The organism is Streptomyces hamibioticus (assembly GCF_047946815.1).
In the GTDB taxonomy this organism is placed as follows: domain Bacteria; phylum Actinomycetota; class Actinomycetes; order Streptomycetales; family Streptomycetaceae; genus Streptomyces.
Window position 1 is genome coordinate 2,255,578 of record NZ_JBKKQY010000001.1, and the last position, 12,178, is coordinate 2,267,755.

6 protein-coding genes are annotated in these 12,178 nt (G+C 72.1%); 5 read left to right on the top strand and 1 reads right to left on the bottom strand.

Features of this window, described 5'->3' with window-relative positions; all coding sequences use genetic code 11:
• Window position 1: 1 nt before the first annotated feature.
• On the bottom strand, window positions 2-2,626 hold the full coding sequence (locus tag ACLGIH_RS09950) for a glycosyltransferase family 1 protein (protein ID WP_416524866.1): 2,625 nt from the start codon (window positions 2,624-2,626) through the stop codon (window positions 2-4).
• A 258-nt stretch (window positions 2,627-2,884) separates the two neighbouring features.
• Here ACLGIH_RS09950 and ACLGIH_RS09955 point away from each other — a divergent pair, with 258 nt between their 5' ends.
• The 5 genes from ACLGIH_RS09955 to glgB all read left to right on the top strand — a co-directional run bounded on the left by ACLGIH_RS09955 (window position 2,885) and on the right by glgB (window position 12,152).
• On the top strand, window positions 2,885-4,090 hold the full coding sequence (locus ACLGIH_RS09955; RefSeq protein WP_416524867.1) for a S8 family peptidase: 1,206 nt from the start codon (window positions 2,885-2,887) through the stop codon (window positions 4,088-4,090).
• Window positions 4,091-4,364: 274 nt separating this feature from the next.
• Window positions 4,365-6,401, top strand: coding sequence for an alpha-1,4-glucan--maltose-1-phosphate maltosyltransferase (locus tag ACLGIH_RS09960; protein ID WP_416524868.1), 2,037 nt, complete (start codon window positions 4,365-4,367; stop codon window positions 6,399-6,401).
• Complete coding sequence (treS, locus tag ACLGIH_RS09965) at window positions 6,398-8,098, top strand: maltose alpha-D-glucosyltransferase (RefSeq protein WP_416524869.1); 1,701 nt, start codon at window positions 6,398-6,400, stop codon at window positions 8,096-8,098. Before ACLGIH_RS09960 ends, treS begins: the two co-directional genes overlap by 4 nt.
• A 98-nt stretch (window positions 8,099-8,196) precedes the next feature.
• Window positions 8,197-9,591, top strand: coding sequence for a maltokinase N-terminal cap-like domain-containing protein (locus ACLGIH_RS09970; protein ID WP_416524870.1), 1,395 nt, complete (start codon window positions 8,197-8,199; stop codon window positions 9,589-9,591).
• 47 nt (window positions 9,592-9,638) lie between these two features.
• A complete protein-coding gene (glgB, locus tag ACLGIH_RS09975) occupies window positions 9,639-12,152 on the top strand; it encodes a 1,4-alpha-glucan branching enzyme (protein ID WP_416524871.1) in 2,514 nt (837 codons plus the stop codon).
• The last annotated feature ends 26 nt before the right edge of the window (window positions 12,153-12,178 follow it).

A 12,178-nucleotide genomic window follows, 5' to 3' on the forward strand; every position in this document is an offset into this window, starting at 1 on the left:
GTCACCGCATCAGCAGCCCCGCCGCCTCCACCAGTTCCTCCGACGGCACCGCGACCAGGCCCAGTTCGGCACCGGACGCCAGCAGCCGATGAGCGGGCAGGATGCGGACCGTGTAGCCGAACGGCCCGGTGCGGTCCAGGGCGAGCGGGCCCTCGTAGACCCAGCGGCCCTCCGTGTCCGGGCCGCCCGCCGGCTTCAGCGGGACGGCGGCGGCCTCGCTGATCCGGTCCTCGGAGTCGACCCGGCCGGAGACCGCCTGCACCTCCACGTCCTCCGGGGCCAGACCGCCCAGGTTCACCCGTACCCGCAGCCCGAGCGTGCTGCCCAGCTCCGCGCTGTCGGTCGCGGCGGACGTCTCCAGGTGGTCGACGCTCACCCCGGGCCAGGCACCGCGCACCCGGGCCTTCCACTCGGCGAGATCGCGCGCCGCGTCCGGGTCCAGCGCGCGGTGCGCCTCGGCCGCCGGGGCGTACAGCCGCTCCACGTACTCGCGGACCATGCGGCCGGCCAGCACCTTCGGGCCGAGCAGGCTGAGGGTCCGGCGGACCATCTCGATCCAGCGGTCGGGCAGCCCGCTCTGCCCCCGCTCGTAGAAGCGGGGGGTGACCCGCTGCTCCAGCAGGTCGTAGAGCGCGTCGGCCTCTATGGCGTCGCGCCGGTCCGGATCGGTGCCCCAGCCGTCGGCGGTGGGGATCGCCCAGCCGAAGGCGGGGTCGAACCACTCGTCCCACCAGCCGTCCAGCACCGACAGGTTGAGGCAGCCGTTGAGCGCCGCCTTCATGCCGCTGGTCCCGCACGCCTCCAGCGGGCGCAGCGGGTTGTTCAGCCAGATGTCGCAGCCCGGGTAGAGCTTCTGCGCCATCGCCATGCCGTAGTCCGGCAGGAACACGATCCGGTGCCGCACCCGCGGATCGTCCGCGAACCGCACCAGCTCCTGCACCAGCCGCTTGCCGCTGTCGTCGGCCGGGTGCGCCTTGCCCGCGACCACGATCTGCACCGGGCGCTCGGGGTGCAGGAGCAGGTCCATCAGGCGGTCCCGGTCGCGCAGCATCAGCGTCAGCCGCTTGTACGACGGCACCCGCCGCGCGAAGCCGATGGTGAGCACGTCCGGGTCGAGGACGTCGTCGATCCAGCCCAGCTCGGCGGTCCCGGCGCCGCGCTGCCGCCAGGAGGCCCGCAGCCGCCGCCGCACCTCCGTCACCAGCTGCTCGCGCAGGGTCCGGCGCAGCTCCCAGATGTCCTCGTCGGGGATGTCGGCGACGGAGTCCCAGCGCTCCGAGTCGCCGACGGTCAGGGCGTCCTCGGCGCGCTGCACGCCGATCTGCCCGGCACCGAGCCGGAACACCTCGGGCGCCACCCAGGTGGGCGCGTGCACCCCGTTGGTCACGGAGGTGATCGGCACCTCGTCGGCGTCGAACCCGGGCCACAGCCCGGAGAACATCTCCCGGCTGACGCCCCCGTGCAGCAGGGAGACGCCGTTGGCGCGCTGGGCCAGGCGCAGGCCCATCACCGCCATGTTGAACAGGTTGGGCTCGCCGCCGGGGTAGGTCTCCATGCCGAGCCGCAGGATCCGGTCGACGTCGATGCGCGGCAGCTCGGCGCCGGGGCCGAAGTGGCGGGCGACCAGTTCGCGGTCGAAGCGGTCGATGCCGGCCGGGACGGGCGTGTGGGTGGTGAAGACGGTCCCGGCCCGGACCGCCTCCAGGGCGGAGTCGAACTCCAGCCCCCCGGCGCACAGTTCGGCGATGCGTTCCAGTCCGAGGAAGCCGGCGTGGCCCTCGTTGGTGTGGAAGACCTCCGGCTCGGGGTGCCCGGTGAGCCGGCAGTACGTCCGCACCGCCCTGACACCTCCTATGCCCAGCAGCATCTCCTGGAGCAGCCGGTGCTCGCTGCCGCCGCCGTAGAGCCGGTCGGTGACGCCGCGTTCGCCGAGGTCGTTCTCCTCCACGTCGGAGTCGAGCAGCAGCAGCGGGACCCGGCCGACCTGGGCCAGCCGGATCCGGGCGCGCAGCTCCCGGCCGGCGGGCAGGGCGAGGGCGACCTGGGCGGGGGTGCCGTCGGCCTCCTCCAGGAGGGCGAGGGGCAGCTCGTTGGGGTCGAGGACGGGGTAGTGCTCCTGCTGCCAGCCGTCGCGGGAGAGGGTCTGGCGGAAGTAGCCGTGCCGGTAGAGCAGGCCGACGCCGACGAGCGGTACGCCGAGGTCGCTGGCCGCCTTCAGGTGGTCGCCGGCCAGGATGCCGAGCCCGCCGGAGTACTGGGGCAGCGCGGCGGTGATGCCGAACTCGGGCGAGAAGTAGGCGACGGCGGCCGGGAGCCGGGCACCGGCGCCCTGGGCCTGGTACCAGCGGTCGCCGGTCATGTAGGAGGCGAGGTCGTCGGCGACCGCGGTGAGGCGGCGCAGGAAACGCCGGTCCTCGGCCAGCTCCGCCAGCCGCGCGGGCGGGACGGTGCCGAGCAGCCGGACCGGGTCGCCGCCGGACGCGGCCCAGCACTCGGGGTCGACGGACTGGAACAGGTCGCGGGTCTGAGCGTGCCAGGACCAGCGCAGATTGCGCGCCAGTTCGCTCAGTGGCCGCAAGGGGTCGGGGAGGACGGGACGGACGGTCAGTCGGCGGATCGCCTTCACAATCACCTCGGCGCGTTCGCTGGAGTGGACGCTGGGGTGCGTCTCGTCGTCCCTTATGACGGTACCGGTGCGATCTCTCCCTCGCTGGGGGCTTCGCCCGCAAACCCCCGCATCGATCTGGACGGCCTCACCCCGAAGACCGAACAAGCCTCGGTGACGCAGGCCGTCTTGTGGGGTTTCGTCCGGCGCGAGAGGCTGCCACCGGGCGTACGGGTCCGTCGACCGACCGTACGCCGTGTCGAGGAGGGGAACTCACACATGACCCGACCGCGAGCACGGCGCCTGCGTCCGGCGGGGGGACTCGTCGCGGTGAGCTGTGCCGTGACGTTGTCGGTCTCCGCTCCGCCCGTGCAGGCCGCCGCTCCCGAGGGGCGCGTACTCGGCGCCGGCGCACCCGGCTCGGTGGGCGGGAGTTACCTGGTGACACTCGAGGGGGGCGTACGGGCCTCGTCGGCGGCCGGGAAGGCCGTCGCCGAGCGGTACGGCGCGGACATCGGCCACATCTACGGCACGGTCCTGAACGGATACGCCGTCAGGGCCGGGGAGAGACAGGCGAGACGGCTCGCGGCCGATCCGCGGGTCGCCTCGGTCGTCCAGGACACCCGCGTCCTGCTGGACCGCACCCCGCGGAAGGCGCCGTCCCGGGAGTTGGACCGGATCGACCGGCGCGGCCTGCCGCCGGACCGGCGCCACGCCCGGCCGGAGCCCGGAGGGCGCGGAGTGACGGTGTACGTCGTCGACACCGGCGTCCGCACCACGCACCGCGACTTCGGCGGCCGGGCGAGCCACGGCTGGGACTTCGTCGACCGGGACGGGACCGCACAGGACGGCAACGGGCACGGCACGCATGTCGCGGCGACGGCCGTCGGCACGTCGTACGGCGTGGCGAAACGGGCCCGGGTGGTCGGCGTGCGGGTCCTGGACGACAACGGCGCCGGCAGCACGGCCCGGGTCGTCGCGGGCATCGACTGGGTGACGAAACACGCCAAGAAACCGGCGGTCGCCAACCTCAGCCTGGGCGGTCCGCGCAACGACCGGCTGGACGCCGCCGTCCGCGCCTCGATCGCCTCCGGCGTGACGTACACGGTCGCGGCCGGCAACGGCGGGCTGCCGGCCGCGCTGTACTCCCCAGCAGGGGTGACGCGGGCGATCACGGTCGGCGCGACCGACCGCCGGGACGCGCGGGCGGGCTTCTCCAACCACGGTCCGGCCCTCGATCTGTTCGCCCCGGGCACGTCGGTCACCTCGGCGTCCCACACCGGCGACACCGGGCGGGCGACCTCCTCCGGTACGTCGATGGCGGCGCCCCACGCGGCGGGCGCGGCGGCGCTGCATCTCGCCCGGCACCCGCGGGCCACACCGGATCAGGTTGAGAAAGCGCTGGTCACAAGGGCGGTCACCGGGAAGGTGTCCGGCCGCGGTCCCGGTTCACCGGACAGACTCCTCCGGGTTCCGGGCACCTGACGACGAGCCCCTCGGCCACCGGCTGCGCCCCCGGCGGACGGGGCCGGTCTTGTGCGTAGACATACGGGTGAGTAGTTAACAAAGTGCCGGAATGCCCACCCGAAAAGTGTGGGAAGGCTCCTCCGGTACACCCTCACAGGTACAGCACCGGCTACACCCTCGCAGGCACAGCACAGCGGTAGACCCCACAGGCACCCACGGACAGACCCGCAGGACCCACCTCCCCACAGTCATCCGCCCACCCTCGTCGAAGCAGAAGCGGACAGGAGCGGTCATGCCCGCCAAGCACCATCCGTCGGCACCCCCGACGCCGTCGGCACCCCCGACGCCGAGCCCCGGTGACACCGTCGTCGGGCGCATCCCCGTCCTGGACGTCCGCCCGCTCGTCCGGGGCGGGCGCCGGCCCGCCAAGGCCGTCACCGGCGAAACGTTCGAGATATCGGCCACCGTGTTCCGGGAGGGACACGAAGCGGTGGCCGCCAACGTCGTCCTGAGAGATCCGCGCGGCCGTCCGGGTCCGTGGACGCCCATGCGGGAGCTGGCCCCGGGCACCGACCGCTGGGGGGCCGCCGTCACCGCCGGGGAGCCCGGCCTGTGGACGTACGCGGTGGAGGCGTGGGGCGATCCGGTCAGCACCTGGCGGCACCACGCCCGGATCAAGATCCCGGCGGGGATCGACACGGACCTGGTCCTGGAGGAGGGCGCGCGGCTGTACGAGCGGGCCGCGGCGGAGGTGCCGCACAGCGCGGAGCGGCAGGAACTCCTCGCCGCCGTGGACGCGCTGCGGGACGAGACCCGGCCGGCCGCCTCCCGGCTGGCGGCGGCGCTGACGCCGGAGGTGGACGCGGTGCTGGCCCGGTATCCGCTGCGGGAGCTGGTCACCGCCTCCGACCCGCTGCCGCTGCTGGTGGAACGCGAGCGGGCCCTGTACGGCTCCTGGTACGAGTTCTTCCCCCGCTCCGAGGGCACCCCCGAGCAGCCCCACGGCACCTTCCGCACCGCCGCCCGCCGCCTCCCGGCGATCGCCGCGATGGGCTTCGACGTCGTCTACCTCCCGCCGATCCACCCCATCGGCACCACCTTCCGCAAGGGCCGCAACAACACCCTCACCGCCACCGCCGACGACGTCGGCGTCCCCTGGGCCATCGGCTCCCCCGAGGGCGGCCACGACACCGTCCACCCCGACCTGGGCACCCTGGACGACTTCGACCACTTCGTCGCCCGCGCCACCGGCCTCGGCCTGGAGATCGCCCTCGACTTCGCCCTCCAGTGCTCCCCCGACCACCCCTGGGTCGCCAAACACCCCGACTGGTTCCACCACCGCCCCGACGGCACCATCGCCCACGCCGAGAACCCGCCCAAGAAGTACCAGGACATCTACCCCCTGGCCTTCGACGCCGACATGGACGGCCTGATCGCCGAAACGCTGCGCGTCCTGCGCCACTGGATGGCCCACGGCGTGCGGATCTTCCGCGTCGACAACCCGCACACCAAACCCGTCGTGTTCTGGGAACGCGTCATCGCGGACATCAACCGCACCGACCCCGACGTGATCTTCCTCGCCGAGGCCTTCACCCGCCCGGCGATGATGCACACCCTCGCCCAGATCGGCTTCCAGCAGTCCTACACCTACTTCACCTGGCGCAACACCAAAGAGGAACTCACCGAGTACCTCACCGAGCTGTCCGGCGAGGCGGCCTCCTACATGCGGCCGAACTTCTTCGCCAACACCCCCGACATCCTGCACGCCTACCTCCAGCACGGCGGCCGTCCCGCCTTCGAGGTCCGCGCCGTCCTGGCCGCCACCCTCTCCCCCACCTGGGGCATCTACAGCGGCTACGAACTGTGCGAGAACACCCCGCTGCGCGAGGGCAGCGAGGAATACCTCGACTCCGAGAAGTACCAGCTCAAACCCCGCGACTGGGAAACGGCCGAACGCGAGGGCCGCACCATCACCCCGCTGATCACCAGACTCAACACCATCCGGCGCGAGAACCCGGCCCTGCGGCAGCTGCGCGATCTGCACTTCCACGACGCCGACAAGGACCAGGTGATCGCCTACTCGAAGCGGAAGGGGTCGAACACGGTTGTGGTGGTCGCCAACCTCGACCCGCACCACACCCAGGAGGCCACGGTCTCGTTGGACATGCCGCAACTCGGCCTGGACTGGCACGAGTCGGTTCCGGTGCGCGACGAGCTCGCCGGCGAGACCTATCACTGGGGCAGGGCCAACTACGTGCGCCTTGAGCCAGGCGGAGCGCATGTTCTCGTCGTCGGCTCCCCGCAGATCGGAGGGTCACCCACAACATGATCGTCAACGAGCCCGTACCGGACACCTTCGAGGACACGCCCGCCAAGGACCGGGACCCGGACTGGTTCAAACGCGCCGTCTTCTACGAGGTCCTCGTCCGCTCCTTCCAGGACAGCAACGGCGACGGCATCGGCGACCTCAAGGGCCTGACCGCCAAACTCGACTACCTCCAGTGGCTCGGCGTCGACTGCCTCTGGCTGCCGCCCTTCTTCAAGTCCCCCCTGCGGGACGGCGGCTACGACGTCTCCGACTACACCGCCGTCCTGCCCGACTTCGGCGACCTCGCCGACTTCGTGGAGTTCGTGGACGCGGCCCACCACCGCGGCATGCGGGTGATCATCGACTTCGTCATGAACCACACCAGCGACCAGCACCCGTGGTTCCAGGAGTCGAGAAGAAACCCCGACGGCCCCTACGGCGACTACTACGTGTGGGCGGACGACGACAAGCAGTTCCAGGACGCGCGGATCATCTTCGTCGACACCGAGGCGTCGAACTGGACGTACGACCCGGTGCGGAGGCAGTACTACTGGCACCGGTTCTTCTCCCACCAGCCGGACCTGAACTACGAGAACCCGGCCGTGCAGGAGGAGATGATCTCCGCCCTGAAGTTCTGGCTGGACCTGGGGATCGACGGTTTCCGGCTGGACGCGGTGCCGTACCTGTACCAGGAGGAAGGCACCAACTGCGAAAACCTTCCGGCGACGCACGCCTTCCTGAAGCGGGTGCGCAAGGAGATCGACGCCCAGTACCCCGACACGGTGCTGCTGGCGGAGGCCAACCAGTGGCCGGAGGACGTCGTCGACTACTTCGGCGACTACTCCGTCGGCGGCGACGAGTGCCACATGGCCTTCCACTTCCCGGTCATGCCGCGGATCTTCATGGCCGTGCGCCGCGAGTCCCGCTACCCGGTCTCCGAGATCCTCGCCAAGACCCCGGCGATCCCCTCGCGCTGCCAGTGGGGCATCTTCCTGCGCAACCACGACGAGCTGACCCTGGAGATGGTCACCGACGAAGAGCGCGACTACATGTGGGCCGAGTACGCCAAGGACCCCCGCATGCGTGCCAACATCGGCATCCGGCGCCGTCTCGCCCCCCTGCTGGACAACGACCGCAACCAGATCGAGCTGTTCACCGCCCTGCTGCTGTCCCTGCCGGGCTCGCCGATCCTCTACTACGGCGACGAGATCGGCATGGGCGACAACATCTGGCTCGGCGACCGCGACGCCGTCCGCACCCCGATGCAGTGGACGCCGGACCGCAACGCCGGGTTCTCGTCCTCCGACCCCGGGCGGCTGTTCCTGCCCACGATCATGGACCCGGTCTACGGCTATCAGGTCACCAACGTCGAGGCGTCGATGGCCTCGCCGTCCTCGCTGCTGCACTGGACCCGGCGGATGATCGAGATCCGCAAGCAGAACCCGGCCTTCGGCCTGGGCACCTACACCGAACTGCCCTCCTCCAACCCCGCGGTCCTGGCGTTCCTGCGGGAGTACGAGGACGACCTGGTGCTCTGCGTGAACAACTTCTCACGCTTCGCGCAGCCCACCGAACTCGACCTCAGCTCCTTCGAGGGACGCCACCCGGTCGAGCTGTTCGGCGGGGTCCGCTTCCCGGCCATCGGCGAGCTGCCGTATCTGCTGACCCTCGGCGGCCACGGCTTCTACTGGTTCCGGCTGCGCAGGGACGCCGTCTAGGCCGAACCCGTCCGCACCCGGGCGGGGCCGGTTTCCCCCGCCCCGCCCGGGGCACGCATCAGTAACACCCCGACGACTCAGGGGAAGGGCGCGACGCCATGTCGGAAGCCGTCACACGTACCGTCACGACACCGCCCGGACTCCTCGCCTCACTGGAGCCCCTGCTGCGCGAGTGGCTGCCACGGCAGCGCTGGTTCGCGGGCAAGGGACGTCCGGTCACCGGGTTCTCGCCGGTCGCGGTCACCGAGCTGCTGCCGGCCGACTCCCGGCTGGGCCTCTACCACGTCCTGGTCCGTGCCCATCAGCCGCTCGTCCCGGCCGCGGGATCGGCCGAGCAGCCCGGCGACTGCTACCAGCTCCTGATAGGCGTGCGCGAGGCGCTGCCGCCCCGGCTGGCGCCCGCGCTCATCGGACACGTGGCGGCAGGGCCGCTGGCCGGACGGACGGTCTACGACGCCCTGTACGACACCCGGCCCGCCGACCTGCTCCTGGAGGCCCTGCGCTCCCAGGCCCGGATCGGCGGGCTGCGCTTCGAGCGGGACCGGGACCAGGAGATCCGCACCGGGCTTGTGCCGCGCCTGGTGACCGCCGAGCAGTCGAACTCGTCGGTCGTGTATGGCGATACGTTCATTCTCAAGCTCTTGCGCCGGATCGTGCCCGGCGTCAACCCCGACCTGGAGCTGCCGCTCGCGCTGGCCCGCGCGGGCTGCCCGCGGGTGCCGGCCCCGGCGGCGTGGATGGTGGCCGACCTGGCCGGCGAGCCCTGGGTGCTGGGCGTGCTCCAGCCCTACCTCCAGGGCGCGACCGACGGCTGGGAGCTGGCCCTGCGGGAGCTGGCCAAGGGGGAGGACTTCGCCGCCGAGGCGCGGGCGCTGGGGCGGGCCACCGCCGAGGTGCACACCGCGCTGGCCCGCGCCCTGCCGACCGTCACCCTCGGCCACAGTCATCTGGAACAGCTGGTGGCCGGTATGGTCGGGCGGCTGGATGAGGCCGTCCACGCGGTTCCCGCGCTGCGGCCGCACGCGCCGGGGCTGCACTCGGCGTTCACCGCGCTGAGCGACCTGGCCGCCGAGGGCCGCACCTGGACCGCCCAGCGGGTCCACGGCGACCTGCACCTAGGGCAGTGCCTGCGCTCGCCGTCCGGAGGGTGGTCGCTGATCGACTTCGAGGGCGAGCCGGCCAGGCCGCTGCCCGAACGGCGGCTGCCGCAACCGCCGGCCCGCGACATCGCGGGCATGCTCCGCTCCTTCGACTACGCCGCGCACTCGACCGACTCCCCGGTGCCCGGCTGGGCCGAGACCTGCCGGGCCGCGTACTGCACCGGGTACGCGGAGGCGGCCGGCGACGACCCGCGCACCGACCCCGTTCTGCTGCGCGCCTACGAGACCGACAAGGCGGTGTACGAGGTCGTGTACGAGGCCCGGCACCGCCCCGACTGGCTGCCGGTGCCGCTGGCGGCGGTGCGGCGCCTGGCCGCGTCCGGCTCCGCCTGACGTACCCGACCCTCACCACCTCACCCTTCGCCGAGGAGGCGCCGCCCGTGACTCCCCGCCCCCCGTCCAGTGGCCCGGACCCGAAGAAGCCGGCCGAGGAACAGAGCACCGCCAAGAAGCCGGCCGAGAAGACGGCTGCCAAGAAGACGGCTGCCAAGAAGGCGGCGGCCGAGAAGACGGTCGCCAAGAAGGCGGTTGCCAAGAAGGCGGCTGTGCAGAAGACCGCCACGCCGAAGAAGAGCACGGCGAAGAAGAGCACCGCACAGAAGAGCACCGTGAAGAAGACCACCATGCAAAAGACCACCGCGGGGAAAAGCTCCTCGAAACAGCCGTCCGCGCAGGGGGCGGTGGCGCCCCGGCCGCTGGAGGTGGCCGTCTCGCCCGCCCTGGACGCCGGCGACCGGGAGCGGCTGCTCGCCGGGACGCACCACGACCCGCACGGCGTGCTCGGCGCCCACCCGGCGCCCGGCGGCGTCGCCTTCCGGGCCTTCCGGCCGTACGCCCTCGGGGTGACCGTCGCCTCCGGGGACCTGCGGGCCGAGCTGCACGACGACGGGGACGGCTTCTTCTCCGGACTGCTGCCGCTCGACGAGGTCCCGGCCTACCGGCTCCTCGTCGCGTACGAGGGGACGGTGCAGGAGACGGAGGACGCCTACCGCTTCCTGCCCACGCTGGGCGATCTCGACCTGCACCTGATCGGCGAGGGCCGGCACGAGCAGCTGTGGCGGGCGCTGGGCGCCGAGCCGATGACCCACCAGGGCGTGGCCGGCACCCGCTTCACGGTGTGGGCGCCGAACGCGCGCGGCGTGCGGGTGGCCGGCGGCTTCAACTTCTGGGACGGCACGGGCCACCCGATGCGCTCCCTCGGCGCCACGGGCGTCTGGGAGCTGTTCGTGCCCGGCGTCGGCGAGGGCGAGCCGTACAAGTTCGAGATCACCCGGCCCGACGGCTCCCGGACGTTCCGCGCCGACCCGCTGGCCCGCCGTACCGAGGAACCGCCCGCCACCTCGTCGATCGTGCACGCCTCGCACTACGAGTGGGGCGACGCGGACTGGCTCGACCGCCGGGCCGGCGCCCCCGCGCACGAGGCCCCGCTGTCCGTCTACGAGGTGCACCTCGCTTCCTGGCGCCCCGGTCTCACCTACCGGCAACTGGCCGAGCAGCTCCCCGCGTACGTCAAGGACCTGGGCTTCACCCACGTCGAGCTGATGCCGGTCGCGGAGCACCCCTTCGGCGGCTCGTGGGGCTACCAGGTCACCGGCTTCTACGCGCCCACGGCCCGCCTCGGCACCCCCGACGACTTCAAGTCCCTGGTCGACCGGTTGCACCAGGCCGGCATCGGCGTCCTGATGGACTGGGTGCCGGCCCACTTCCCGCGCGACGACTGGGCGCTGGCCGAGTTCGACGGGCGCCCGCTGTACGAGCACGAGGACCCGCTGCGCTCCGCCCACCCCGACTGGGGGACGCTGGAGTTCGACTTCGGCCGCCGGGAGGTGCGCAACTTCCTGGTCGCCAACGCCGTGTACTGGTGCGAGGAGTTCCACATCGACGGCCTGCGGGTCGACGCGGTCGCCTCGATGCTCTACCTGGACTACTCGCGCGAGCCGGGCCAGTGGACGCCGAACGAGCACGGCGGGCGGGAGAACCTGGACGCGGTCGCCTTCCTCCAGGAGATGAACGCCACCGTCTACCGGCGGGTGCCCGGCGTCGTCACCGTCGCCGAGGAGTCGACGGCCTGGGACGGCGTGACCCGGGCCACGCACCACAAGGGCCCGAGCGGCTTCGGCGGGCTCGGGTTCGGGCTGAAGTGGAACATGGGCTGGATGCACGACTCGCTGGAGTACATGAGCCACGACCCGGTGCACCGCAAGTACCACCACGGCGAGATGACGTTCTCGATGGTGTACGCGTACAGCGAGAACTACGTGCTGCCGATATCCCACGACGAGGTGGTGCACGGCAAGCGGTCGCTGGTGTCGAAGATGCCGGGCGACTGGTGGCAGCAGCGCGCCAACCACCGCGGCTACCTGGGCTACATGTGGGCCCATCCCGGCAAGCAGCTGCTGTTCATGGGCCAGGAGTTCGCCCAGGGCGCCGAGTGGTCGGAGGCGCACGGCCCCGACTGGTGGCTGCTCGACCTGGAGTACGGGGCGGCGCCGGACCACCGGGGCGTGCGCGACCTGGTGCGCGACCTGAACCGCGTCTACCGGGAGACGCCCGCCCTCTGGCAGCGCGACACCCATCCGGCCGGTTTCGAGTGGGTGGTCGGGGACGCCTCCGAGGACAACGTCTTCGCGTTCCTGCGGCTGGACGCCGACGGCACCCCGCTGCTCGCGGTGTCGAACTTCGCCCCGGTCGTCCGCCCCGACTACCGGCTCGGCGTCCCCGGCGACGTCCCCGCCTGGCACGAGGTGCTGAACACCGACGCGGCGCGCTACGGCGGCAGCGGCGTCACCAACCCCGACCCGGTCAAGCCGGAGCCGCAGGGGTGGCACGGCCGCCCGGCGAGCATCCGCCTGACCCTGCCGCCCCTGGCGACGGTGTGGCTGCGACCGGCCTAGGACCTGTCGCCCGGGGCCTGTCCGAG